Genomic DNA, 24,097 nt, shown 5'->3' with positions numbered 1-24,097 from the left:
GCTGAGGTTGCGCGAGGGCGGTGGGGCGTGGCATCCCCTCCCGATCACTCCGGGAGGTGGACGACCTCGCGGCTGCGCCAGTGGCCGATCGCGCTCAGCACGACACCGACGAGCGCCCACGCCGCGAGCACGAGCCAGGGCTGAGTCGTGTCCGCCGCGGGGAAGTAACCGAGGTCGCGGATGAGCGTCGCGGACGCGCCCGGCACGAAGAACTGGCCGACCCCGCCCCACGGCGCCGCGAGGAACTGGACCGGCATGCTCGCCGCCGACAGCGGGTTGCCGATGAGCATCGTCGTCACGGCACCGACCGCGATGCCCGGAGGGCCGATGAGGGCATTGAGCCCGACGATGAACGATGCCGTGCCGAGCATCGCGAGGGCGACGCCCGCGACGAGGGGGAGGGGGTCGCCCGGCAGGATGCCGAACCACGTGTGCGCGATGAGGGTGACGGCGGTTCCCGCGACGGCCGCGTACACGACGAGTGCCGTGATCCGTCGGGCGACCCCGGTCACGAGCAGGGAGATCAGGATGCCACCCGCCAGGCCACCCAGGACGAGCGGGAAGCCGATCGCGACGATGCCCGCACCGTTGGGGTCAGCGTCCACGAGGGGGACGACGTCGGTGACGGTGACCGTGACGGCCGTCGGGTTCTGCCCCATTGCCGCGAGTTGCGCGGACACCTGCGCCTGCAGGCCCTGCGCCACGCCCCGGAGCGCCGTCGCCACCGCGGGGCTCGCCGCGGTCGCGAGGAGCACCTCGGGCTGCTGTCCGGCGACGACCGCGCCGTAGACCTCTCGCCGTTCGATCGCGTCGATCGCGGCATCCCGGTCGTCGGAGGTCGTGGGCGCGAACACACCTTCGGCGTTCTTCGTGAGGCCGTCCTCGACCCGGGCGACCGCGGTGGGGTCGCCGACGACGGCGAGCGGGATGTCCTTGGCGGATGCCGTGGCCACCGGCCACAGGAACGCGAGGACGATCAGCGTGACGGCGACGGCCGCGCCGACGGCGATGGCGAGGGAGCGGGCCCAGTGGGTGGGCGGATCGACGCGGGTCGACATGCGAGCCTCCAAAAAGAATGTACGTTCTGTGTGTGACTATACAGAACGGCTACTCTGTTTGCATGCCGAGACTCACGGAAGCGTCCTCACAGGCCCGCCGCGACGAGATCGTGGCCGCCGCGATCCGGGTGATGGAGCGCAAGGGACTCACGCGCACGGCGATTGCCGACATCTCCGCCGAGTCCGGGCTCTCGACGGGCTCGATCTACTCGCACTTCGAGAGCAAGGCGCAGATCGCGCTCTACGCCGCCAACACCGTGATCGGCGCCCGCGAGGAGAACATCGCGGCCGCAGGCACCGTGCCGCGCTCGCCGCGTGACCTCGTGGCCGGCTTCCTCCGCGGATTCGACGAGGACGGCACCCCCGCCTCGGTCGTCCTGCAGATGTGGGCGGAAGCCTCGATCGACCCCGAGATGAAGCAGCTGATCACCCACATCGTGGGACGCATCCGCCGCTCCTACGAGGAAGCCCTCGGTCCGTGGGTGGCCGAGCATCCCGGCACGGATGCCGCGGACCTCAGCCTCCACATGGTCGCGCTCGCGCAGGGGTACATCGTCCAGCGATCGTTCGGGGTGAAGGTGACCTTCGAGGAGTACTGCGTCGGTCTGCGCCTGGTGCTCGGGGCTGATCCCTTGGTATGAGCGCGAGCGCTGGCTCGGTGATTCGCGCAACCTCAGTTGCGTTGCCGGGATTCGGGCTGAGGTTGTGCGGATCGCTGAGGTTGTGCCGGGCGCGGCGCGGGCAGTTTCGATCCTGGATGCCAGGGGCCCGCGGCCCGCGCTGGCTCAGTGATTCGCGCGATCTCAGTTGCGTTGCCCGGATTCGGGCTGAGGTTGTGCGGATCGCTGAGGTTGTGCCGGGCGTGGCGCGGGTCAGTGAGGTTGTGCTCGGCGCGGCGCGGGCAGTTTCGATCCTGGATGCCCGCGGCCCGCGGCCCGCGGCCCGCGGCCCGCGCTGGCTCGGTGATTCGCGCGATCTCAGTCGTGTTGCCCGGATTCGGGCTGAGGCGACGCGGATCGCTGAGGTTGCGCCGCGCGCACGCGCGCGCCGCGGCACGCCGCACGCGTGCGCGCGCAGCGCAGTGGCATCCGGTCAGGCGGTCTTCGCGACGCGCACGCGCAGGCTCTTCATCAGCGGCTGGTCGCTCTGGCGGCTGTAGTCGTCGGGGCCGAGGAGCACGTTCATCTCGGGGAAGTACCCGGCGGCGCTGCCGCGCGGGGTGTCGTACTCCAGCGCCCGGAACGCCGTGATGCTGCGCACCGACCCGTCGCGCGAGGTGGCCACGATGTCGACGAGGTCGCCCTCGGCGATGCCGCGGTCCCGCATGTCTTTGCGGTTCATGAAGATGAGCTCGCGGATGTTGCGCACGCCGCGGTAGCGGTCGTCGGCCGAGTAGATCGTGGTGTTCCACTGGTCGTGCGAACGCATGGTCTGCAAGACCAGCACGTCGGAGTCTGCGGGGATGACGTCCGGCAGCTCGGCGGTGGAGAACTCCGCCTTGCCCGAGGGAGTGCGGAAGTCGCGCTCGCGCGCGGGCTGCGGGATGCGGAAGCCCCAGTGCTGGCGGACGAGCTCGTTGAAGCCCTCGAACCCGGGCAGCACCTTCGCCATCGTGTCGCGGATGCGGTCGTAGTCGCCGACGTACCACTCCCACGGCGTCTTCGAGTCGGGCATGGCCGCGCGGGCCATGCGCGCGATGATCGCCGGCTCGCTGAGCAGGTGCGGCGACGCGGGCTTGCGCGACCCGAGCGAGAGCATGACGGAGCTCATGGCATCCTCGGTCGAGATCGACTGCGGACCCGACTCCTGATCGTCGCGCTCGGTGCGACCGAGGCACGGGAGGATGAGCGCGGCCTTGCCGTGCGTGAGGTGGCTGCGGTTGAGCTTCGTGCTGACGTGCACCGTCAGTTCGCAGCGGCTCATGCCTTCGGCGGTGAGCTTCGTGTCGGGAGCGGCCCGCACGAAGTTGCCGCCCATGCCGACGAACACCTTGAGGTCGCCGCGGTGGAGAGCAGCGACGGTGTGCACGGTGTCGAGTCCGGGATCGCGGGGAGACCGGATGCCGCAGACCTCGTCGAGCTTCGCGAGCCATTCCTCCGTCGGCTTGTGGTTGATGCCGCACGTGCGGTTGCCCTGCACGTTGCTGTGGCCGCGGACGGGCGACGGCCCGGTGCCGAGGCGCCCGACGTTGCCGCGCAGGAGGAGGAGGTTGACGATCTCGCGGACCGTGTCGACGCCGTGCTCGTGCTGGCTGACGCCGAGGCACCAGCTGATCACGGTGCGCTCCGACGCGAGGTAGATGTCGGCGGCGGCGCGGATCTCGGTCTCGGTCAGGCCCGCCTGCGTGACGAGGGCGTCCCACGGCGTCGCCTCGACGAGCGCGCGATACGCCTCGTAGTCATGCGTGTAGCCGTCGAGGAACGCCTGGTCGAGCACCGACGGGTCGCGCTCGGCCGCCTCGAACACGACCTTGGCCATGCCGCGGATGAGCGCCAGGTCGCCGCCCGGACGCACCTGCAGGTTGAGGGTGCTGGTGGGGTGGTCGTGGAAGGTCGCCATGTCGACGATCTCGTGCGGCACGATCGTGCGGGTCGCCGCGACCTCGCGCAGCGGGTTCACGTGCACGACCTGCGCACCGCGCTCGACGGCCTCGGCCAGGCTCGTGAGCATGCGCGGAGCGTTTGACGCCGCGTTGACCCCCAGCACGAACAGCGCGTCGCAGTTCTGCCAGTCCTCGAGGTCGGCCGTTCCCTTGCCGGTGGCGAGGGATGCCGTGAGCCCGCGGCCCGAACCCTCGTGGCACATGTTCGAGCAGTCGGGGAGGTTGTTCGTGCCGAGTTCACGCGCGAACAGTTGGTACAGGAAAGACGCCTCGTTGCTGAGACGCCCCGAGGTGTAGAAGGCGGCCTGGTCGGGGCTGTCGAGTCCCTGCAGGTGCTGCGCGATGAGCCGGAACGCGTCGTTCCACGAGATGGGGACGTAGTGGTCGGTCGCGGCGTCGTACGCCATCGGACCGACGAGGCGACCGGCATCCTCGAGGGCGAAGTCCGTCCATTCGGCGAGTTCGGAGACGGAGTGCTCGGCGAAGAACTCCTTGCCGACGCGCTTGTGGGTCATCTCCCACGTGACGTGCTTGATGCCGTTCTCGCAGATGTCGAGGGCGACGCCCTTGTCGTCGGGCCACGCGCACCCGGGGCAGTCGAAGCCGCTCTTGGGGTGGTTCATCGTGAACATCGCCTTGGTGCCGGCGATGGGCTGCCGCTGCTCGAGCAGGACCTTCCCCACCGTGCGGGCGGCGCCCCATCCGGCGGCCGGGTGCATGTACTCGCCGGTGCTCGCCCAGTCGCCCGTCACGGCGGGCCCGAGGCCGCCCTGACGCGGTGCATCCTTCATCAGCCCGAACGCGTCACCCATGTGCACCCTCCGATGGTTTCGGCGCCGAGTCGGTGGCATCCATCCGCGCGCCCTCGGTCAGCGTACGCCGGAGGTCTCGGTGAGAGCGGGGGTTGTGGACGGAACGAGGATGCGATCCGGACGTGTGTAGAGATTCATGCTGCCGCCGCGCACGAACCCCGCGACGGTGAGTCCCGCACGCTCGGCCAGTTCGATCGCGAGCGACGACGGCGCGGACACCGCGGACAGGATCGGGATGCCGGCCATGACGGCCTTCTGCACGAGCTCGAAGCTCACGCGGCCCGAGACCTGCAGCACGGTTCCGCGCAGCGGCAGCCGGTCGTTCAGCAGCGCCCAGCCGACGACCTTGTCGACGGCGTTGTGGCGCCCGACGTCCTCGCGCACGACGAGCAAATCGCCGGACGCGACGTCGAAGAGCGCCGCCGCGTGCAGTCCGCCGGTCTTCTCGAACACCTTCTGCCCCTCGCGGAGGCGGTCGGGGAACCCCGCGAGATCGACGGCCTCGACCTGGATGCCATCGCCCGACACGTCGTAGGACGACACCTTCTCGACGGCCTCGATGGATGCCGTGCCGCACACGCCGCACGAACTCGTGGTGTAGAAGTTCCGGGCGATGTCGGGGGAGGGGAGCGTCACGCCGGGAGCGAGCGTGAGGTCGAGGACGTTGTAGGTGTTGCCGTCCGCGCCGCCGGTGCCCGGCCCGCCGCAGTGGATCGCCCGCGCGAACTGGTCGCCGCGGTGGATGACGCCCTCCGACACGAGGAATCCGGCCGCGAGTTCGACGTCGTGCCCGGGCGTGCGCATCGTCACGGACAGCGGCGACCCGGCGACCCGGATCTCGAGCGGCTCCTCGACGGCGACGGCATCCGGTCGCCGTCTGTTCACGCCGTCGAGCGTGATGCGGGTGACGCGGCGCGAGGCGGTCAGGCGGCCCATGTCAGGACCGGCCGTGCGAGGAGGGGGCCATGGGTCGAGCGTACGCCCGGGGTCCGACATCGGGGCGGGCTTGTCGGCCCGCCGTCGCGGTGCCGGACCGCGCCCGGAGCCCGCCTCCGCGCGTCGCAGTGTCCGACCCGTGTGGTGGAATGGCGGGGAGCGTATTCGAGAGGACCGGCATGTCGGCGAGAGCGGGGCGCGCCCGTCGCGCGGTACGCGGCGTTTCCGCCGCCGTGCTCGCGACGTTCGTCGCGACGCTGTCGCACTCGGTCGCCGCCGGCAATCTCCCCGCGGTGCTCAACGTCGTGCTGGCCCTGAGCCTGGCTTCGCCGCTGTGCATCGCACTGGTCGGTCGCACCGCCTCGTGGTGGCGGCTGTCGGTGGCGATCACCGCCAGCCAGCTGCTCTTCCACACCCTGCTCGCGCTGGACCTCAGCGGGCCGGTCGCGGTCGCGCACCAGCACGGGGCCGTCGCGCTCGCGGCCTCCGGGCACGCGCACGGCCTGACGGGCACCGAATCGCCCTGGATGTGGGTCGCGCACGCGTTCGCCGCGGCCGTGACGGTTCTGGCGCTCGGTTCGGGCGAGCGCGCGCTGCGCGCGGTCGCGGGGCTCCTCTCCGACACGTTCCGCGCGCTCGTCCCGTTCGCGGCGCCGCGCCCCCGCGTGGCGCCCCGGGTGCGTCCGGAGCCGCCGCTGCTCACGGTCGGCATGACCGTGCTGTCGGTGATGAGGCATCGGGGTCCGCCGCTCGCGGCGTAAGACCCTCTCCTCTTCACCCTTCGCGCTTCGGCGTGCGATCACGCCTGCGCACATTCGCAGAAAGCAGCATTCATGTCCCGTACCCTTTCGCGCGCCCTCGCGGGCGCGGCCGTCGGCCTCGCCCTCGTCCTGGGCGTTCCCCTCGCGGCATCCGCACACGTCACCGTCAACCCGAACACCGCCACCCCGGGCAGCTACGCCACGGTCAACTTCCGCGTCCCGACCGAGTCCGAGACGGCCTCTACCGTGAAGGTCGAGGTCACCCTCCCGACCGACACCCCGTTCACGGCGGTGCTCGTCCAGCCGGTTCCCGGCTGGACCGCGACCGTCGAGAAGGGCGCTCTCCCCGCGCCCGTCGAGGTCGACGGCAACACGATCAGCGACGGACCGCTGAAGATCGTCTGGCAGGCCGACCCCGGAGTGGGCATCGGCCAGGACCAGTTCCAGAACTTCTCGGCCGTGCTCGGCCCCGTGCCCGACACCGGCCACGTCGTTCTGACCGCGGTGCAGACGTACTCCGACGGTGAGGTCGTGAACTGGTCGGCCACCCCCGACGAGGTCGCCGCCGACGACACGCTCGAGCCCGCTCCGGTGCTGTACATCAACGACGCTCCGCCGGCCACGGGCCACGGCGCCTCGCACGACACCGCCACGGCGGCCCCCGCCGACGACCACGACATGGCCGCGGCGTCGTCCACGGACGGTTCCGCCGGCGCGGCGCTGGGCCTCAGCATCGCGGCGCTCGTCATCGGGATCGGTGGCGCGGTGCTCGGGGCGCTGGCGTTCGCCCGTCGCCCGAAGAAGGCCTGATCGTGCGCGCGCTCACGGCGCCTCGGCGTCGAGTCGGCGTCCTCGGCCTCATCGTCGCCGCGGCCGCCGTGGGCGCTGCGCTCGGCGGGGCGCAGGCCGCGTCGGCGCACGACAGCCTGGTCTCGGCGACCCCGGCGGCGGACGCGACGGTCTCGGCCGCCGCGGACGTCACGCTCACCTTCAGCGCCAACCTCCTCGGCGCTGACGGCGGGAACGAGGTCATCGTGGTGGGGCCCGACGCCCGCCACTACGAGACCGACTGCACCGCGTTGGCCGGGCCCGCGCTCACGACCCCGGTCGAGCTCGGGCCCGCGGGCGACTACCAGGTGACCTGGCGGGCGGTGTCGTCCGACGGTCACCCCGTCTCGGGAACCTACCGGTTCACCTACGCGCCCGCCGCGGGCGCGCCCGTCGCGACGGGATCCGCGGCTTCGCCCTGCGCGAGCGTCGCCTCGCAGCAGGCGGAAGCGGCCCTGGATGCCACGGCCCCCGCGGCCGCGCCCTCCGGTCTGGTCATCGGCCTGTCGGTCGGCGGCCTCGCGGTCATCGTGGTCGGCGTCGTCGTGGTGCTGCTCGTCCGGCCGCGCCGGAAGGACGACGCGGGCGACGAGTGACGCTGGGCGGGGAGGGGCTGTCCGGCTCCTCCCCGCTGGCGTCGGCCGGTGGCATCCGGTGTGCACAACTCCTGCGGGTTCGCGTGGGACAGGGGGTGGACACGGGTCGGTGTCGGGTTTGCCGGAGTTGTGCGCGGCGTCGGCCGGTGGCATCCGGTGTGCACAACTCCTGCGGATTCGGGCGGGACAGGGGGTCTGCGCGGGTCGGTGTCGGGTTTGCCGGAGTTGTGCGCGGCCCGTGGCATCCGGTTCCGGTGCACGACGAAGGAAATCCGTGTCCCGGGGCAGCCCTCGGCGGCCCGAAAGGGTCGAATGTCCTTCGTTGTGTCCGCGCCGCCCGGGGTGCGGCGGGGCGCGGTGCGTCAGCGCGTCGGCGAATCCAGGGTGCAGAGGTACCGTGCCGTCATGCGCCGCTGGATCGCGCGGTTCAGCGGCCATGCGAGTCGCGTGAACCAGCGCCCCGGACGCGAGAACGCCGTGATCGTGAAGGTCACCTCGCCCGTCGCGGCCAGGGTCAGCTCGAAGCGTTCCTCGCCGCTCTCAGGGTGCCCCGGCAGCGAGCCGTACGCGAAGCCCACGTGCTGATCGTCGCGCTCCGCCCACACGACCAGACACGGGATGCCGAAGGGGCCCAGCCGCATGTCGATGCGGGTTCCGACGCGGAGGGGCGTCTGCGACATCCGCACGGTCGCGCCCGCCCGTCGCTGCACCGCGCCGCACAGCAGCGCGTCGGCCGCCTGCTCGAACGCGAAGCGACCCCGCCCGATCACGCGCTCCGCGCGCACGTGGTGATACCCGCGCGGCAGCACCCCCGCCGTCGCCCCGATCTCGGGATAGGTGAGGTCGCTCATGCCGCACACGGTACTCGCGCGGGGGCGGCGGGCGGCAAGGCTTGTGCCGAACGGAGGACCGAACGCCCCGCGGGGCCCCCCGCCCGTCCCTCGCCCTCCGCTCGTCACGCGCCGAACCGGATGCCACGACCCGGCGCCTACGCTGAGGGAATGCCTGTGATCGCGGTCTCCACGCACCTCGCCGCGATCCTCTCGGCGGTCGAGCCGCTCGCCGCGGAGCAGCGGCCCCTGGAGCATGCCCGCGGGCGCGTGCTGCGGCATCCGGTGCACGCCGCCGTCGACGTGCCGGGCTTCGACAACTCGGCCATGGACGGCTTCGCCGTGCGGGCCGACGACGTGGCGACCGTTCCCGTCACGCTGCGGGTCGTGGCCGACCTGCCCGCCGGGACGTCGGAGAACCCCCCGCTGCGGCCCGGAGAAGCGGCCCGGATCATGACCGGTGCTCCCGTGCCGACGGATGCCACGGCCATCGTGCCCTTCGAAGATTCGCGGGACGGTCTCGCGGGCTCGCTGTCCGAGACCACCGTCCTCGTCGCCCCGCGCGGGCGCGGCGCGCACATCCGCCGCCGCGGGTCGGACACGCCCGCCGGGGCCGCGGTCGTCCCCGCCGGAGTGCGGCTGACCGCCGCGCGCATCGCCGCGATCGCGGCATCCGGAACCGCGTCCGTCGAGGTCGCGCGGGCGCCGCGGGTCGCCGTGATCTCGACCGGCTCCGAGCTCGTCGCCCCCGGGATGCCGCTGGACCACGGACAGATCCCGGAGTCGAACAGCTTCCTGCTCGCGGGCCTCGCCGAAGAGGCGGGAGCCGAGGTCGTGCTGCGCGCGAGCATCGGCGATGAGGGGGACGGGCCGCGGGCGTCGATCGCCGCGGCCGAGCGGCTCGGGGCGGACGTCGTGGTCTTCTCGGGTGGGGTGAGCGCGGGCGCGTACGAGGTCGTGAAGAACAGTCTCGGCGACCTGCTGTCGTTCGTGCAGGTCGCGATGCAGCCCGCGCGACCCCAGGGTTTCGGACGCACCCCGGCGGGCACGCTCGTGTTCGGCCTACCCGGCAACCCGGTGAGCGCTGCGGTGTCGTTCGAGGTGTTCGTCCGCCCCGCGCTGCGGGCGTTGGAGGGCGAGGTCGACGACGTTCGCGCGGTCGTCCGGGTCCCGCTCGCCGAGGGATGGCGCGTGCGCGTCGACCGCCTGCAGTACGTTCCCGTGCGGCTGGACCGGACGGATCCCGCCGCGTGGCGCGCCGTCCCACCCGCGCCCGGAACCCGCGGATCCACCCGCGGCCTCGGTGACGCGGACGGCTACGCCGTGATCCCGCCGGGCGACCGCGACCTCGAACCCGGCGACCTCGTCGAGGTGAGGATCGCGTGAGCCTCGACGCGATCCTGCTCGCCGGGGGCCGCGGCGCGCGCGTCGGCGGGGCCGTGAAACCGCTGTTCCGCCTCGACGGCGAGACGCTCCTCGCCCGCGCGGTGGCGGCGGCCCGGAGCGTCGGGGCGGCGCGGATCGTCGTCGCGGCCCCCGTTCTCGCGCCCGACCTCGACGTGACCTGGGTCCGGGAGGACCCCCCGTTCGGCGGCCCCGTCGCCGCGACCGTCGCTGCGCTGGCCCTCGTCGAGGCCGACGAGACGTTGCTGCTCGCGTGCGACCTCGTCGATCCCTCGACAGCGGCGGGCGCGCTGCCGCCGATCCCCGCCGACGCCGATGGGGTCTGCCTCGCCGAGGGCGGCCGACCCCAGTGGCTCACGGGCCGCTACCGGGCCGCGGCGCTGCGGGAGGTGGCATCCACGATTCCGGACGGAGGACGGGATGCCGCGATGCGGACGCTCCTCGGAAGCTTGCGGATCGCGTTCGTCGACGCGCCCGTGGCGCTGTCGCGCGACATCGACACGTGGGACGATCTGACGGCGGCCGGAGGCTCGGCCGCGAGCGAGCCCGAGGAGGAGCCGTGACCGAATCCCGCACCCTGCCGCCCGAGGCCCTGAACGAGTGGAGCGCGGCGCTCGCCGAGCGCTTCGGGCTCGCGGAGGGCGATGTGCCGATCGCGCTGGTCCTCGACCTGGCGCGCGACGTCGCGAACGGCGTGGCTCGGCCCGCCGCCCCGTTGAGCGCGTTCGTCGCGGGCCTCGTCGCGGGACGGGCCGGGGGCACGTCCGCCGACACCGAGGCCGCGGTCGCCGCGGTCGTCGAGCTCGCGAAGGGGTGGAACGCGGGCTGAGCGTCGGGCGGTGTCACCCGCCGCTGATCACGTCCACCGCCAGGCCGCCGGAGGCGGCCGCGAGGCGCGCGTCGTTGGTCCAGAACGCGGTGCACCCCGCGCGCCGGGCGATGGCGAGGTGCAGCGCGTCCGCCGTCTGCAATCCGCGGTGCCGCGCCCGGAGCCTCGCGGCGTGAAGGTAGTCGTCATCGTCGATGGGCAGGAGCTCGAGGCGATCAAGGGCGCTCCACATCTGCGCTTGTGACAGCGCGTCCCCGTCTCGCATCGGGCCGACCAGTGCCTCGAGCATCACCAGCGGGCTCGTCGCGAGCGGCTGGTTGGAACCGGCAAGGGCTTCGCGGGCTCGGCTCCCGACATCGTCGCCGCGCTCGACGGCGTAGATGACGAGACAGCTGTCGACGTAGATCACGCCCTGTTCTCGGCGATGATCGCCTCGATCTCGTCGATCGAGCGCGCACGGTCGGGAGCCAGGGGATTCTCCGCGAGCCACCGCGCGAAGGCGTTGCTCGCCCGTCGCGGCTCGGGGGCGATCGGCACGATCCGTGCGACGGGGATTCCGCGCCGTGCGATCGTGACTTCGACTCCGGACTCGGCGTCAGCGATGAGCCGCGAGAGGTTGTTTCGCGCCTCCAGGACGTTGTACATCATGTCCGGCAACCTAGCCAGGTCCCGGGCGCGGACGGGGCGGCAGACGGCCGCTTTCACCCCGATCCGGCCGGGACTTCACGGCCCGACGTACTCGCCGCGCGGGCGCAGCCGCATCGCGGGCTCGGCGTACTCGGCGGCGATGTGCGCGATCCACCCGGCCGTGCGGCCGACGACGAAGACGGTGGCCGCGGTGTCTTCCGGAAGCCGCGCCGCCGAGGCGAGGGCCGCCAGCGCCAGATCCACGTTCGGCGCGAGGCGGGCGCGGTCGGCGACGACGTCCTGAAGTCGGCGCACGGCATCCATCGTCCCGTCGCCGTCGGGCAGCGTGGCGAGAAGCGGAAACAGGGCGTCGGCCCGATCGTCGACGCTGTCGTAGAGCGGGTGGCCGAACCCCGGGATGCCATTGCCCTCCTGCAGCGCCTCGACCAAAGCCCGTTCCGGCTCCAGCCCGCGGCGCACCCGGGCCAGCAGGCGCGTGGTGCGGGTCGCCGCCGAGACGTGGAGGGGGGAATCGGCGGCGCCGAGCGCCGCGCTGACCGCGGCGTATCCGTCGGCGCGCGCGGACGCAGCGACGCGCGCCGCGAAGGTCGACACCGCCAGATCGTGGTCGATGAGCAGCACGAGAGCGGCGTTGACCGCCGCGACGACCGGTGCCGACGGGGCGGGGATCCAGGCGCTGACCAGGGAACGGGCGAGGTCGGGGTGCGGGTGCCCGCCGAGGGCGACGGGGAGCCCGGTCAGCAGGGTCCAGCCGACGCGGTACGCCGTCGTGGCACTCGCGTCGCGCCGGAGCGGATCGTCGGCGGCGAAGCCCGTCAACGCCGCGCGCAGCCGATCCATCGGCCCCGCGTGCAACGGCAGCGCCTGCACCATCGCCCGGGCGGAGCCGATGGCGTCGTCGGGCGCGTCGACGCGTTCGGCCTCCCACAGCCCCGCGACGACCTTGGCGAACGGGCGGTCGATGAGGTCGCGGGCGCGGCGACCGCGGTAGAGCAGCTCGCCGTCCTCGATGTCGGCGATGTCGGTGCGGATCACTCCGAGCGGGAGACCGGTCGTCGGGTGCGACGGCGCGGGCGCGACCGTTCGGCGACGCGCGGCGGCGAACGCCTCGACCTCGAGCGCGTCGAACGTCGAGCCGTGCGCGTCGCGTTCGCGCGCGAGCATCCCGCGCGAGACGTAGGCGTACAGCGTCGCCGGCTTCACGCCCAGCCGCGCGGCGGTCTGGGCGGCAGTGAGGCGGGGCGGGGGCATATTGATCCGATCAACGTTGACGGTGTGATCGTCATGTTCGCACACTGAGCGCATGAGCGAGCTGATCGATGTGCCCCGCGGACTGACGGGGGTGGTGGCGGCCGAAACCGCCATCGGCGACGTGGACGGCGACGCCGGGATGTACCACTACCGCGGGATCCCGGCAGTGGACCTCGCGCGCGAGCGCACGTTCGAGGACGTGTGGCACCTGCTGGTCGTGGGTGAGCTTCCGGATGCCACGACCCGCCGTTCCTTCCTCGACCGGGTCGCCGCGGCCGCCGCGCACCCCGCGGTCGACGGCGTCGTCGAGACGGTCTCGGCCCGCACCGAGGACCCGCTCACCGCGCTGCGCGCAGCCTGGCCGCTGCTGGCATCCGCTCGGGGCACCCGTCCGCTCTACGACCTCGACGAGGACGCGCGGCTCGACGACGCGATCGCCTTCGCGGCGGTCGCCCCGCGTCTCGTCGCGGCGGTGGCGCGCGGGTCGGACCCCGGCCCGGCGGGGTCGGTGGTCTCCGGCTACCTCACCGCGCTCACCGGCATCCATCCCGATCCTGCGCACGAGCGGGCGCTCACGGCGTACCTGATCGCCGCGATGGACCACGGTTTCAACGCCTCGACGTTCACCGCGCGGGTCATCGCCTCGACCGGCGCCGACATGTCCGCGTGCCTCACCGGTGCGCTCGGTGCGCTGGCAGGGCCCCTCCACGGCGGAGCGCCCGCGCGGGCGCTCGAGAGCCTCGACCGTGCGGGCGACGATCCCGAGGCGTGGATCCGTGGCGAACTCGCCGCCGGCCGCCGGTTGATGGGCTTCGGCCACGCGGTGTACCGCACGACCGACCCGCGTTCCGCGCTGCTGCGCACGGTCGCGGAGGGCTTCGGCGGCCCGCGGGTCGCGCAGGCGCTGGCGTTCCAGGGCACGGCCGAACGGCTCCTCGTCCAGCACAAGCCGGACCGGCCGCTGCACGCGAACGTCGAGTTCTACGCCGCGGTCGTCATGGAGGAGTGCGGCATCCCGCCCGAGATGTTCACGCCGACGTTCGCCCTCGCGCGGACCGTGGGCTGGACCGCGCACGTCCTGGAGCAGGCGCGCGATCCCAAGATCATCCGCCCGTCCGCGCGATACGTCGGGCAGACGCCGGCGTAGGTCGCGCCGGCGGGTTCCGTGCGTCGCTGCGTTCTCGGCGCCCCGGGGCTTCGGTGTCCAGGACACGCGGATGCCGCGGCCTCGCGTCCGCGTGTCTTGGACACTGAGCAGCTCGCAGGCCGGTGCGACGCAGTGCGCTCTCGGCGCCCCGGGGTTTCGGTGTCCAGGACACGCGGATGCCGCGGCCTCGCGTCCGCGTGTCTTGGACACTGGAGCGCTCGCAGGCCGGTGCGACGCGGCGCGCTCTCGGCGCCCCGGGGTTTCGGTGTCCAGGACACGCGGATGCCGCGGCCTCGCGTCCGCGTGTCTTGGACACTGAGGCAGCTCGGAGGCCAGTGCGACGCGGCGCGCTCTCGACGCCCCGCCGAGCGCCGGACGAACGGTGGGATGCCGCGGACTAACGGTCGGGCGCAACAGCGGCCCACCGGCGAGTATCGGAGCATGACCACCACAGCCCCGGTCCCCGTGACCGCGCCATCCCCCATGCGGTACGGCGGACTCCTCGTCCTCATGCTCATGAGCTTCCTGCTCGTCACCGCCGAGTTCCTCCCGAACGGCGTGCTGACGGAGATCGCCGCGAGCCTCGGCATCACCGCGGGCCAGGCCGGTCAGACGGTCACCGTCACGGCGCTCGCGGGACTCCTCGTCGCCCCGACCATCGGCATCCTGGTGCCCCGCCTCGACCGCCGTCTGCTCCTGACGGCCGCGGCGGGGGCGGCCGCGGTGTCGAGCATCGTCGTCGCGCTCGCGCCGAGCCTGATCGCGATCCTCGTCGCGCGGTTCCTGCTCGGGGCGGCGATCAGCACGTACTGGTCGATGTCGATCCTCGCGGCGGGGGCGCTCGCCGCTCCCGGACGCATCGGTCGCGCGGTCATGTTCACGTCCGCGGGAGTGTCGCTGGCCACGGTCGCGGGGGTGCCGATTGGCGTCGCGCTGAGCGAACTGCTCGATTGGCGGGTCACGTTCCTCATCGTCGGAGTCGCCACGGCCGTCCTCGGCGTCGCGGTGCGCGCCGTGCTGCCCCCGGTGCCCGCGGCGACGGTGTCGAGCCTGCGGATCCTCGGCGACACGCTGCTCCGCCCCGGCACGCTCGTCGGCATGGCCGGCCACGTCCTCGTCGTGCTCGGGCACTTCCTCGCCTACACCTACGTGCGGTTGTCGTTGGAGCGTCTCCCCGGCATCGAGCCCGGCACCGTCGTGCTGCTTCTCGCCGCCTTCGGCGTGGGCGGGCTCGCGGGCAACATCGTGATCGGCATGGTCGTCGACCGCGCGTTCGGGCGCCTCGCCGTGACCGGGCCGCTCGTGATCGCTGCGGCCATCGTCGTCGTCCTGCTGCTGCCGGGGGCGCTCGCCGCCGTGGCCATCGCGGTCGTCGTCTGGGGCTTCTTCTTCTCGTCGTGGTTGATCATCGTCAACACGTGGGTCGGCAAGCGCATGCCGGACCGTCTCGAGGCCGGCGGCAGCCTGGTCGTGACCGGATTCCAGCTCGCGATCACCATCGCCGCGGGCGTCGGTGGACTCCTCGTCGACACCGTCGGGATCGAGACCGTGGATGCCATCGGGATCGCGTTGCTCGTCGTCGGCGCCGTGCTGTTCGGGCTGTCGCTGCGGCGCCGGGGCGCGGCCGTCTCTCCCCGCTGAGTGTCCACGACACGCGGATGCGGCTGCTCCCGGTCCGCGTGTCCTGGACACCGAACCGGGGGCCTGGGCGCTTACGCCGTCAGCGCCCGGGCTCGCCACGACGAGGGCGCGACCCCGGTGTGCCGGCGGAACGCGCGACGGAAGCCCTCGTCACTGGCATAGCCCAGCGTTCGAGAGACCTCGGACACCGGTGTCCCGGCATCCAGGAGTCTCTTCGCCTCCCGCACACGCACCTCGGTGACGTAACCCGCGGGCGAGCGGCCCATGGTGTCGCGGAAGCGCTCGGCGAAGACGCTCCGCGACATCGCGGCGAGGGATGCCAGGTGCTCGAGCGTCCAGTCGTGGCCGGGGTCGGCGTCGATCGCGGCGGCGACGCGCGCGAGGAACGGGTCGGCGACGGCTGCGGGCCAGCCGTCTCGCGACGCCCACGCCCGCACGGCGGACAGCAGCACCGACCGGATCATCGACCGGCAGACGACCGCGTCTCCCGGACGCTCGCACGTCGCGCCGTCGGGCGTCGGGCCGAGGTGGCCGGCCAGCGCCGCGGCGGCGGGCTCGAGCCGTGCGAATCCGGTGACGAGGACGGTTCCCGGGAGGGATGCCACGGCCTCGGAGGGCGTGATCTCCGCCGTGACGACGATGACGTCGGCGCCGGACTGCGAGGAGAGGACGAGCGTGCGGCATCCGAGCGACATGGCCGCATCCCCCGCGAGGAGGGTGCGGCGGCCGCTGACGGAACGCCCGCCGCCGGTCGGGGCGTCGACCTGGCATCCGGTGCCGAGCGCGAGGTCGCCCGTGATCTCGCCGCGGTGGACGTACACGAACGTCGTCGATCCGATCGGAAGCACGAATTCTCCGCCCGCAGCGAGGACGACGCGGCGGGACGAGCCCGTGCGCACGTCGAGGGTGGCGAGGGCGCGCTCCAGGGCGTCGGTCATGCTTTACCGAACGGCCGCGGGTCGCCGGGCATTCCGCGGGTGCGCTGCCGCCGCCCGTTCAGTGTCCAAGACACGCGGATGCCACACGGCGCGGTCCGCGTGTCTTGGACACTGAATCCGGGCTCTGCGCCTCACGTCCTGACGACACTCGGCGGTCGACCCTGCCGGTCTGCGCGCCCCAGTGTCCAAGACACGCGGATGCCATGGCATCCCGTCCGCGTGTCGTGGACACCGAACGGGCATACGGCGCCCTGCCCGGCGCGGGACCTCAGGAGAGGAAGCTCGCGCCGCTGAACAGGCCGATCGCGATCGACAGCAGGAACGCGGCGACGCCCGAGATGAAGCCGGCGGCGGCGAGTTCGCGCGCCATGCGCGCGTTCAGACTCAGGATGCCGAGGACGAACGACACCACCGCGAGCGCCCAGATCCCGATCTGGATCCACAGGAACTGGTCGAGCTCGGCCACCGCGCTCACCGACACCAGGAAGATGTGCCACGCCACGACGATGACGCCCGTGACGACCGCGATGATCGACACCGCGCGCAGGTCGCCTTTCGGCGTCGGGGGTGCCGGGGGCTCTTTCCGCGGCGGCACGTTCAGCCCCGGCTCGAGGGAGTCGGGGAGTTCGTCGTCGGCGGGCATGGGTCGATCCTCCCAGGTTCGTGGGACGGGGGCCACGATGTCGGCGGCCCCGCGTAGCCTGCCGGGATGAGAACGATCGGCGTCGACCTCGCCGCAGGGGTTCCCGGCACCGCGCTCGCCGAGATCGTGTGGTCGTCGGGCGGGGCGCGCCTCGTGCGGCTCACGGTGGGGGTCGATGACGCCGGGATCGTGGCATCCATCGGCCAAGACGGCTGGCTCGGACTCGACTGTCCGCTCGGGTGGCCGGACGCGTTCGTCGACTTCGTCCAGGCCCACCACGGGGGCACCGCGCCCGCGCTCGGCGAGGTCGACGGCGGAGCCGACTGGCGCCGTGGCCTCGTCTACCGCCGCACCGACGCCGTCGTGCGCGACCGCATCGGCCGCTGGCCGTTGAGCGTCTCGACCGACCGCCTCGGAGTCACGGCCCTGCGCGGAGCCGGACTCCTCCGCCGACTCGCGGCCGGCGGCTTCCCGGTCGACCGTGCCGCTGAGGGCCGCCTGTTCGAGGTGTATCCCGGCGGCGCACTCAGGATCTGGGGCTTCGACACCACGAAGTACCGAGTGGATGCCACCCGCCGGGCGACTCTGCTCGCGGTGCTGCAGCAGCGGGCGCCGTGGTTCGACGTCGGCGCTTTCGCGGCGCTCGCCGTGGCATCCGCCGACGCGTTCGACGCGGTGATTGCGGCCCTCGCGACGCGCTCTGCCGCGACGGGCCGTTTCGTCCGGCCCGGGCCCGGCGATCTCGAGGTCGCGCGGCGCGAGGGGTGGGTGGCTCTGCCGGAGGGGGAGTTCGAGGAGCTCGCGCGGCCCTGACCCGTCCAGGGGCGCGGGCCGCGCGGCATCCGGGATCAGGAGGCGGTGTAGCCGCCGTCGACCAGGTGGTAGCTGCCCGTGATGAAGCTCGCGGCGTCGCTGGCGAGGAAAGGCGATGAGGTTCGCGACCTCGTCGGGCTTGCCGAGGCGGCCGATGGGGTGCTTGCTCACGAGGAATTCCTTGACGTCGTCGCCGACGGCGTCGAGCAGCGGGGTGTCGATGAAGCCGGGTCCCACGGAGTTCACGCGGACGCCCTGGGCCGAGTACTCCAGCGCGGCGTTCTTCGTCATGCCCACGACCGCGTGCTTGGCGGTCACATAGGCGGGGGAGGTGGCGAAGCCGACGCTGCCGAGGATCGACGCGACGTTCACGACCGAGCCGCCGCCGTTGGCGAGGATCGAGGGGATCTGCGCGCGCATGTTGCGGAACACGGCGTTGAGGTTGATCGCGATGACCTTGTCCCACGCTTCGTCGGTGTACTCCGCGGTCGGGGCGGCGGCGCCACCGATGCCGGCGTTGTTCACGCCGATGCGGAGCGGCGCGAGGGTGTTCGCGAGCTCGACGGACGACGCGATCCACGCGACGTCGGTGGCGTCGCCGACCGAGGCCTCGGCCGTGCCGCCGGCGGCGCGGATCTCCTCGACGACCTTGTGGGCGTGGTCGGCGTTGAGGTCGTTGACGACCACGGCGGCGCCGTTCTGGGCCAGCAGCAGGGCGGTCGAGCGCCCGATTCCGCTGCCCGCTCCCGTCACGATCGCCGAACGGTTCGCTACGTCGTACTGGGCCATGGGTGGCCTTCTTCCCGGGCGGGCGCGGTGCCGGGAGATCTTCTCGGACGGTCCGTCCTCGTGCTTCGAGCCTACCCCTCCGGTGGGTGATGAATGCGCGTGAATGGAATTTGGGCCGGGTGCAAGAACCCCTGCGGTGTGGGGTGCGCGGGGCGGCACGCGTCGCCGGTGCACGGCATAACCTCAGCGATTCGCGCAGTGTCAGTGGCATCCGGTCGCTCCTGGCTGAGTGTGCGCAGATCGCTGAGGTTGCGCAGATCGCGGAGGTTGCGCGGATCGCGGAGGTTGCGCAGACCGCTGAGGTTGCGCAGGTCGCTGAGGTTGTGCAGGTCGCTGAGGTTGCGCAGATCGCGGAGGTTGCGCGGATCGCTGAGCGTGCGCAGATCGCTGAGGTTGCGCGGATCCCTGAGGTTGCGCGGCCAGGACTTCACGAGCACTGATCCCTTGCCCCCGCCCGCCACCGCTGCTAACGTGCAACCAAATGGTTGAACGAATCGCTCCCACCGACGCCGACATCGACCGCGTGTTCCATGCGCTCGCCGATGCGACGCGGCGCGACATCGTCCGGCGCACGCTCGTCGCCGAGCAGTCGGTGTCGGCGCTCGCCGCGGGGTATGCGATGTCGTTCGCGGCGGTCTCGAAGCACATCGGCGTGCTCGTCGAGGCCGGCCTCGTCCGCAAGCGTGCCGAGGGGAGGGAGCGTCTCGTGAGCGCCGAACCCGCGGCCATCGCGCACGTGCAGCGCCTCCTCCGCTCGTACGAAGACCTCTGGCGCGGGCGCATCGACCGCCTCGACGCCCTGTTCGCCGAAGAAGCCGAAGACCCGGATGCCGCGGCATCCAGCCAGCCGAACTGAGAAACGAAGGAGTCCCTCATGCCCGTCACCTCCGTCGAGACCGACGCCGAAGCGCTCACGCTGACCCTCATCGCCGACTTCCCGGTCGGCCCCGAGCGGCTGTGGGCGGTGTTCAGCGATCCGCGGCAGCTCGAGCGGGTGTGGGGTCCTCCCGGCTGGCCGTCGACCTTCGGCTCGTTCGACTTCACGCCCGGCGGGCGCGCGAGCTACCGCATGACCTCGCCGACGGGGGAGCGGGCGAACGGCCGCTGGGAGTTCGTGTCGATCGACCCGCCGCGCGGGTACGAGGTCATCGACTCCTTCGCCGACGACGACGGCGAGCCGATCGACACGATGCCGGCGATGCGCATGACGTTGACGTTCGAGGCGACACCCGAGGGCTCGCGCCTCACGAGCGTGTCGCGCTTCGCCTCGACCGAGGCGCTCGAGCAGGTCGTCGCGATGGGCGTCGTCGAGGGCTCGACCCTCGCGATGAACCAGCTCGACATCGTGGTGCAGGACCTCCGCGACTACGCGCAGGGCAAGGGCACGCAGCTCGAGGTGCTGAGCGACCAGCACGTGCGGATCACGCGGCTGATCGACGGTCCGCGCGACCTCGTCTGGCGCGCGCACACCGACCCCGACCTGATGCGGCGCTGGCTGCTCGGCCCCGACGGCTGGCGCATGACGGTGTGCGAGATCGGCGACACCGTCGGTGCGACCTACCGCACCGCGTGGGAGCCCGAGGAGGGGACCCCGGGCGAGGGCTTCGGCTTCGACGGCGAGGTGCTGTACGTCGAAGCACCGCGACGGGTGGTCCAGACCGAGCACATGACCGGCACCGACTTCCCGTCCACGACGAACGACCTCTCGCTCTACGAGGAGGACGGCGTCACGCTGTTGACGCTGCTCATCGAGTATCCGGATGCCGCCACCCGCGACATGGTCCTCGCCACGGGCATGGTCGGCGGCATGGAGGACAGCTACCGGCGGCTCGAGGGCGTGCTCGTCGGCTGAGGTCGTGGCATCCACGGGTCTGCGGATGTTCGCAGGATCGCCCGAAGTTCGCAGGATTCGGCCCAGAATCTGCGTAGAACGGGGGATTCTGCGAATTTCGGCGCGGACCCGTGGATGCCGCTGCCCCGACGCCGCGTCAGGCGGCCGGGGCCGCCCGGCGCACCAGCTCGCGGATCTTCTGCTCGACCTCGGGCGTGACCTCGATCACGGCGTACGACACCGGCCACATGGGGCCGTCGTCGAGCTGCGCGGTCTCGTCGAAGCTCACCGTGCCGTAGCGCGTCTTGAACTTCGAGCCCGGCTGATAGAACACCACGACCTTGCCGTCCTTCGCGTAGGCCGGGAAGCCGTAGAACGTCTTCGGGTTCAGGTGCGGCGCCTCCTCGAGCACGATGACGTGCACGCGCTCCGCGACCGCGCGGTCGACGCCCTCGAGCTTGTCGATCGCCTCGAGGCAGGCCTCGTTCTCCTTCTCGAGCTTCGCCGCGCCCTTCAGGCCCTTCATGGCCTTGAGCTCTTCGGCGCGCTGCTTCATCGCCGCGCGTTCTTCGTCGCTGAATCCCGCTCCGTTTGCCGCCATGGCATCCGTCCTTCCGAGGTCGTCGCTCCGCAGGATAGCGCCGACCGGGCTGCGCAGGGAGGGCGTTGGGTCGGGGATCTGCGCTGGGTGAGTCAGGAGCGGCGGGATGCCGCTGAGGTTGTGCGGATTGCTGAGGTTGTGCCGCGCGGGTCGGGGTGGGCCGCAGAGTCAGTGATCTGCGCTGGGTGAGTCAGGAGGGGCTGGATGCCGCTGAGGTTGTGCGGATTGCTGAGGTTGTGCCGCGCGGGTCGGGCCGGGGCGCAGAGTCAGTGATCTGCGCTGGGTGAGTCAGGAGGGGCTGGATGCCGCTGAGGTGGTGCGGATCGCTGAGGTTGTGCGGATCGCGGAGGTTGCGCCGCCCGCAACCGGGCTCCGGCCTGAAGCCGCGCGCCGGTCAGGCCTGGCGGAGGCCCTCTTCGAGTGCGACCCAGGCGAGCATCGCGCACTTCACGCGCGCGGTGTACTTCGAGACGCCGGACAGTGCCGCGGCGTCGCCGAACGTCTCCTCGTCGAGCGGGATCTGGCCGCGCGAGCGCAGGGCCTCGCGGAAGCGACCGATCAGCGCCTCGGCGTCGGCCGTTGGCATCCCGTCCGTGCCCCCGTCCTCGTCGAGCAGCGCGACGAGCATCGACGCGGACGCCTGCGAGATCGAGCAGCCCGCGCCCTCCCAGCTGACGGATGCCACGCGGCCGCCGTCGACGTCGACCCGCAGCGTGATCTCGTCGCCGCAGATCGGGTTGCGCTGGTGCACCGTGGCGCTGTGCGCGCCGGGGTCGGCCAGTCCGAAACCGCGGCGGTTCTTCGAGTGGTCGAGGATCAGGTCCTGGTACAGGGATTCCAGGCCGCTCATGCGTGCACCCCGAAGAAGCTGCGGACGCCGGAGACGGCATCCAGGAAGGTGTCGACCTCGTCGGTCGTCGTGTGGACCGCCGCGCTCGCGCGCACCGACGCGGTGAGGCCGAAGCGGCGGTGCAGCGGCTGCGCGCAGTGATGGCCGACGCGCACGGCGACCCCGCGGCTGTCGAGGAACTGCCCCACGTCGTGCGCGTGGACCCCCTGGACGTCGAACGCCTGCAGGGCGACGCGGTCGGCGGCATCCGTGTCTCCGAGCAGACGGATGCCATCGATCGAGCGCAGTCCCTCGCGGAGGCGCCGTTCGAGCGCGGCCTCGTGCGCGTGCGCGGCGTCGCGATCGAGAGCGCCGAACCACCGCACGGCAGCCGCGAGCCCGATCGCCTGCGACACCGGCTGCGTGCCGGCCTCGAAGCGCTGCGGCGGCGGGAGGAACTCCGCCTTCTCGAGCGTGACGGTGGTGATCATGGATCCACCGGTGGTGAACGGCGGGAGCGACTCGAGCACGTCCTCGCGGCCCCACAGGCCGCCGATCGCGTACGGGCCGAAGATCTTGTGTCCCGAGAAGACGGCCAGGTCGACTCCGGATGCCGGCAGGTCCAGCACGAGGTGCGGTGCCGACTGGCACGCGTCGAGGACGGTCAGTGCGCCGACGCTGCGCGCGAGGGCGACGAGCTCGGCGACGGGGTTCACGATGCCCAGGACGTTCGAGACGTGCGGGAACGCGACGACCTTGGTGCGCGCGCCGATGAGGCTTTCCGCCGCGGCCATGTCGAGCGTGCCGTCGTCCTTCACGGGGATGTGGCGCAGGCGCGCGCCGGTGCGGGCGGCGAGTTCCTGCCACGGGATGAGGTTCGCGTGATGCTCGGCCTCGGTCACCACGATCTCGTCGCCCTCGCGGAGACGCCCGGCGTAGCCGAGCGAACCGGCGACGAGGTTGAGGCCCGCGGTCGCGCCGCAGGTCCAGACGAGCTGCTCGGGCGTGCCGCCGACGAACTCCGCGACGGCGGCGCGGGCGTCCTCGAATAGTTCCGTCGCCTCGGCGGCGAGCGTGTGCGCGCCCCGGTGCACCGCGGAGTTGGCGGTCTCGAGGAAGTCGCGCTCGGCACCCAGGACGGCGCGCGGCTTCTGGCTCGTTGCGCCGGAGTCGAGGTAGACGAGGGGCCGGCCGTCGATCTCGGTGCCGAGGATCGGGAACTCGGCCCGCACCGCGGTCACGTCGAAGGGGAGTGTCACCCCTCCAGGCTACGCGGCGGCGGGTGGGCCGGGGCTGGGCCGCGGCTCGGCAGGCAGGGAGCTGCCGCGGAGCGCTGCCGCCGCGGGGCTGGAGTGAACCTACCAGTCCTTCACGACGGCGCACGCGGTGACGAAGGGGATCCCGGCCATCCCGCGAGGCGCCTCAGCGAGGTGGATCTTGCGGAACCCAGCGGGCTCATAGAGGTGTGAGAAAACTTCTTCTCGGGCGTCGACGACGACGAACCGGCCGGCGATGTAGCCGCGGGCACGCCTGATGACCTCCTTTGCTTCGTCCAAGATGACGCGTCCGGGCAGCTGTTCAGACGAGTAATCATCGGACCTGGCGAGTTCGGCGATGCTGTAGGCACCCGTCTGCACCACACTCACGTCTCCCATGAGTCTCTTGCGGGCGCTCGATGTCGCCTTCTGCAGATTGAGTGCTGTCATACCCACAGTGAAGAAGCCAGCCACATCGATCGTGTCGTCGCGTGGAGTCACAAGAACGTATGTTCGGCTGTGCCCGTGCCGTTCATACTTCTGGACGCTGGACCTCGCGAAGTCTTGGAGACGTGGTGATCGTTCGCAGCGAAAAGTGGACAGCCTCTCGTCCACCGTCTCCGCGAGGACGCGGTACTTCTCTTGCTGAACGTCCGCGAGTGCGAAGACGTCGTACTCGATCACTCTTGGGTGTCGCGGTCAGCGCTCGTTCGGCGTGTGCGCGCGTACGAGGCGCTCCAGGACGGACAGGCGCTGATCGGCCGCACCGTATTCGAGCAAGCGCGAAGAGAATCCGGGCGTCGCCCCCGGTGCGCTTCCGCCGGCCGCCATCTCGGCGAGCTGGCGCGCGCCCGCCGTCGACAGAACGTAAGCGCTGCCAAGTGCTTCCGAAGCCATCTCGATCTCCGTCTCGAATGTGCTGCGTTGGTCCCACGCAACGGGCCGACAACGAACGTTCGCTCAAGTCGTTGGCTTAACGGAATCTAGCATCCGAATCTGTACGCGAGACGTGATCTCTCCGCACCATGTGAAAAATCACCCGCATTCGATCGGA

Annotated in this window: 27 protein-coding genes and 1 pseudogene; 12 read left to right on the top strand and 16 right to left on the bottom strand. The window is 71.9% G+C overall.

The window, feature by feature from the left end:
• Nucleotides 1-44: 44 nt before the first annotated feature.
• A complete protein-coding gene (locus RKD05_RS05395) occupies nt 45-1,058 on the bottom strand; it encodes a hypothetical protein (protein WP_424708540.1) in 1,014 nt (337 codons plus the stop codon).
• Nucleotides 1,059-1,120: 62 nt separating this feature from the next.
• Between RKD05_RS05395 and RKD05_RS05390 the strand changes: the two genes are divergently transcribed.
• Entirely contained in the window at nt 1,121-1,699 is a 579-nt protein-coding gene (locus RKD05_RS05390) for a TetR/AcrR family transcriptional regulator (RefSeq protein WP_424708538.1), read from the top strand.
• 451 nt (nt 1,700-2,150) lie between these two features.
• Here RKD05_RS05390 and RKD05_RS05385 read toward each other — a convergent pair whose 3' ends face one another.
• Both RKD05_RS05385 and fdhD read right to left on the bottom strand, forming a co-directional pair.
• Nucleotides 2,151-4,472, bottom strand: a complete 2,322-nt coding sequence (locus RKD05_RS05385) for an FdhF/YdeP family oxidoreductase (RefSeq protein ID WP_424708536.1) — start codon at nt 4,470-4,472, stop codon at nt 2,151-2,153.
• Between the two features lie 57 nt (nt 4,473-4,529).
• Nucleotides 4,530-5,408, bottom strand: a complete 879-nt coding sequence (gene fdhD / locus RKD05_RS05380; RefSeq protein WP_424708534.1) for a formate dehydrogenase accessory sulfurtransferase FdhD — start codon at nt 5,406-5,408, stop codon at nt 4,530-4,532.
• A 179-nt stretch (nt 5,409-5,587) separates the two neighbouring features.
• On the opposite strand from fdhD, the gene RKD05_RS05375 reads away from it, so the two are divergent.
• The 3 genes from RKD05_RS05375 to RKD05_RS05365 all read left to right on the top strand — a co-directional run bounded on the left by RKD05_RS05375 (nt 5,588) and on the right by RKD05_RS05365 (nt 7,593).
• Entirely contained in the window at nt 5,588-6,169 is a 582-nt protein-coding gene (locus tag RKD05_RS05375; RefSeq protein ID WP_063257809.1) for a hypothetical protein, read from the top strand.
• Nucleotides 6,170-6,241: 72 nt separating this feature from the next.
• Nucleotides 6,242-6,979 (top strand): YcnI family protein, encoded by a 738-nt coding sequence (locus tag RKD05_RS05370; protein ID WP_424708533.1) that lies wholly within the window; start codon nt 6,242-6,244, stop codon nt 6,977-6,979.
• A 2-nt stretch (nt 6,980-6,981) separates the two neighbouring features.
• Nucleotides 6,982-7,593 carry a copper resistance CopC family protein gene (locus RKD05_RS05365; RefSeq protein ID WP_424708531.1) on the top strand — a complete coding sequence of 204 codons (612 nt, stop codon included), beginning with the start codon at nt 6,982-6,984 and terminating at the stop codon, nt 7,591-7,593.
• 362 nt (nt 7,594-7,955) lie between these two features.
• Here the strand turns inward: RKD05_RS05365 and RKD05_RS05360 are convergent, their stop codons facing one another.
• Nucleotides 7,956-8,444 (bottom strand): DUF1990 family protein, encoded by a 489-nt coding sequence (locus RKD05_RS05360; RefSeq protein ID WP_424708530.1) that lies wholly within the window; start codon nt 8,442-8,444, stop codon nt 7,956-7,958.
• A 150-nt stretch (nt 8,445-8,594) separates the two neighbouring features.
• Between RKD05_RS05360 and glp the strand changes: the two genes are divergently transcribed.
• Genes glp through RKD05_RS05345 form a run of 3 tightly spaced genes read left to right on the top strand, consistent with a single transcriptional unit; the run spans nt 8,595 to nt 10,656 of the window.
• Nucleotides 8,595-9,809 carry a gephyrin-like molybdotransferase Glp gene (gene glp / locus RKD05_RS05355; protein WP_424708528.1) on the top strand — a complete coding sequence of 405 codons (1,215 nt, stop codon included), beginning with the start codon at nt 8,595-8,597 and terminating at the stop codon, nt 9,807-9,809.
• Nucleotides 9,806-10,390, top strand: a complete 585-nt coding sequence (mobA, locus tag RKD05_RS05350) for a molybdenum cofactor guanylyltransferase (protein WP_424708526.1) — start codon at nt 9,806-9,808, stop codon at nt 10,388-10,390. Before glp ends, mobA begins: the two co-directional genes overlap by 4 nt.
• Complete coding sequence (locus RKD05_RS05345) at nt 10,387-10,656, top strand: DUF6457 domain-containing protein (RefSeq protein WP_424708524.1); 270 nt, start codon at nt 10,387-10,389, stop codon at nt 10,654-10,656. Before mobA ends, RKD05_RS05345 begins: the two co-directional genes overlap by 4 nt.
• 13 nt (nt 10,657-10,669) lie before the next feature.
• Here RKD05_RS05345 and RKD05_RS05340 read toward each other — a convergent pair whose 3' ends face one another.
• From RKD05_RS05340 to RKD05_RS05330, 3 genes are all read right to left on the bottom strand, one after another.
• The gene (locus tag RKD05_RS05340; RefSeq protein WP_424708523.1) at nt 10,670-11,065 is read right to left on the bottom strand and encodes a type II toxin-antitoxin system VapC family toxin; all 396 of its coding nucleotides are present in this window, start codon (nt 11,063-11,065) and stop codon (nt 10,670-10,672) included.
• Nucleotides 11,062-11,304: a type II toxin-antitoxin system Phd/YefM family antitoxin gene (locus RKD05_RS05335; protein ID WP_424708521.1), complete on the bottom strand. Its 243-nt coding sequence runs from the start codon at nt 11,302-11,304 to the stop codon at nt 11,062-11,064. Before RKD05_RS05335 ends, RKD05_RS05340 begins: the two co-directional genes overlap by 4 nt.
• Before the next feature lie 75 nt (nt 11,305-11,379).
• Nucleotides 11,380-12,555, bottom strand: coding sequence for a citrate/2-methylcitrate synthase (locus tag RKD05_RS05330; RefSeq protein WP_424708520.1), 1,176 nt, complete (start codon nt 12,553-12,555; stop codon nt 11,380-11,382).
• 52 nt (nt 12,556-12,607) lie between these two features.
• Between RKD05_RS05330 and RKD05_RS05325 the strand changes: the two genes are divergently transcribed.
• Nucleotides 12,608-13,702, top strand: coding sequence for a citrate synthase (locus tag RKD05_RS05325; protein ID WP_424708518.1), 1,095 nt, complete (start codon nt 12,608-12,610; stop codon nt 13,700-13,702).
• A 441-nt stretch (nt 13,703-14,143) separates the two neighbouring features.
• Nucleotides 14,144-15,343 (top strand): MFS transporter, encoded by a 1,200-nt coding sequence (locus RKD05_RS05320; RefSeq protein ID WP_424708517.1) that lies wholly within the window; start codon nt 14,144-14,146, stop codon nt 15,341-15,343.
• 71 nt (nt 15,344-15,414) lie between these two features.
• Here RKD05_RS05320 and RKD05_RS05315 read toward each other — a convergent pair whose 3' ends face one another.
• Together RKD05_RS05315 and RKD05_RS05310 are read right to left on the bottom strand one after the other, a co-directional pair.
• Nucleotides 15,415-16,281 carry a helix-turn-helix transcriptional regulator gene (locus RKD05_RS05315; RefSeq protein WP_424708515.1) on the bottom strand — a complete coding sequence of 289 codons (867 nt, stop codon included), beginning with the start codon at nt 16,279-16,281 and terminating at the stop codon, nt 15,415-15,417.
• Nucleotides 16,282-16,549: 268 nt separating this feature from the next.
• The gene (locus RKD05_RS05310) at nt 16,550-16,924 is read right to left on the bottom strand and encodes a hypothetical protein (RefSeq protein ID WP_424708513.1); all 375 of its coding nucleotides are present in this window, start codon (nt 16,922-16,924) and stop codon (nt 16,550-16,552) included.
• A gap of 66 nt (nt 16,925-16,990) precedes the next feature.
• On the opposite strand from RKD05_RS05310, the gene RKD05_RS05305 reads away from it, so the two are divergent.
• Complete coding sequence (locus RKD05_RS05305) at nt 16,991-17,737, top strand: DUF429 domain-containing protein (RefSeq protein WP_424708511.1); 747 nt, start codon at nt 16,991-16,993, stop codon at nt 17,735-17,737.
• Nucleotides 17,738-17,772: 35 nt separating this feature from the next.
• Here RKD05_RS05305 and RKD05_RS05300 read toward each other — a convergent pair.
• Nucleotides 17,773-18,526, bottom strand: a pseudogene (locus RKD05_RS05300) (SDR family NAD(P)-dependent oxidoreductase).
• Nucleotides 18,527-18,597: 71 nt separating this feature from the next.
• Nucleotides 18,598-18,957, bottom strand: a complete 360-nt coding sequence (locus RKD05_RS05295; RefSeq protein WP_424708509.1) for a hypothetical protein — start codon at nt 18,955-18,957, stop codon at nt 18,598-18,600.
• Nucleotides 18,958-19,007: 50 nt separating this feature from the next.
• Here RKD05_RS05295 and RKD05_RS05290 point away from each other — a divergent pair, with 50 nt between their 5' ends.
• Entirely contained in the window at nt 19,008-19,382 is a 375-nt protein-coding gene (locus tag RKD05_RS05290; RefSeq protein WP_424708508.1) for an ArsR/SmtB family transcription factor, read from the top strand.
• 18 nt (nt 19,383-19,400) lie between these two features.
• A complete protein-coding gene (locus tag RKD05_RS05285; RefSeq protein WP_424708507.1) occupies nt 19,401-20,378 on the top strand; it encodes an SRPBCC family protein in 978 nt (325 codons plus the stop codon).
• Nucleotides 20,379-20,514: 136 nt separating this feature from the next.
• On the opposite strand, the gene RKD05_RS05280 is transcribed toward RKD05_RS05285, so the two are convergent.
• The 5 genes from RKD05_RS05280 to RKD05_RS05260 form a co-directional block, all read right to left on the bottom strand.
• Nucleotides 20,515-20,958, bottom strand: coding sequence for a hypothetical protein (locus RKD05_RS05280; protein ID WP_424708506.1), 444 nt, complete (start codon nt 20,956-20,958; stop codon nt 20,515-20,517).
• 394 nt (nt 20,959-21,352) lie between these two features.
• The gene (gene sufU, locus RKD05_RS05275; RefSeq protein WP_424708504.1) at nt 21,353-21,808 is read right to left on the bottom strand and encodes a Fe-S cluster assembly sulfur transfer protein SufU; all 456 of its coding nucleotides are present in this window, start codon (nt 21,806-21,808) and stop codon (nt 21,353-21,355) included.
• On the bottom strand, nt 21,805-23,046 hold the full coding sequence (locus RKD05_RS05270) for an aminotransferase class V-fold PLP-dependent enzyme (RefSeq protein WP_424708503.1): 1,242 nt from the start codon (nt 23,044-23,046) through the stop codon (nt 21,805-21,807). The genes sufU and RKD05_RS05270 overlap by 4 nt, the downstream gene beginning before the upstream one ends.
• A 99-nt stretch (nt 23,047-23,145) precedes the next feature.
• Nucleotides 23,146-23,727 carry a hypothetical protein gene (locus RKD05_RS05265; protein WP_424708501.1) on the bottom strand — a complete coding sequence of 194 codons (582 nt, stop codon included), beginning with the start codon at nt 23,725-23,727 and terminating at the stop codon, nt 23,146-23,148.
• A gap of 15 nt (nt 23,728-23,742) precedes the next feature.
• Nucleotides 23,743-23,940 (bottom strand): hypothetical protein, encoded by a 198-nt coding sequence (locus tag RKD05_RS05260; protein ID WP_424708499.1) that lies wholly within the window; start codon nt 23,938-23,940, stop codon nt 23,743-23,745.
• Nucleotides 23,941-24,097 lie beyond the last annotated feature (157 nt).

It is taken from the genome of Microbacterium sp. SLBN-111 (assembly GCF_049739645.1).
Taxonomy (GTDB): domain Bacteria; phylum Actinomycetota; class Actinomycetes; order Actinomycetales; family Microbacteriaceae; genus Microbacterium.
The sequence above is the reverse complement of the archived record's forward strand: the minus strand, read 5'-3'. Positions and strand labels throughout refer to the sequence as shown.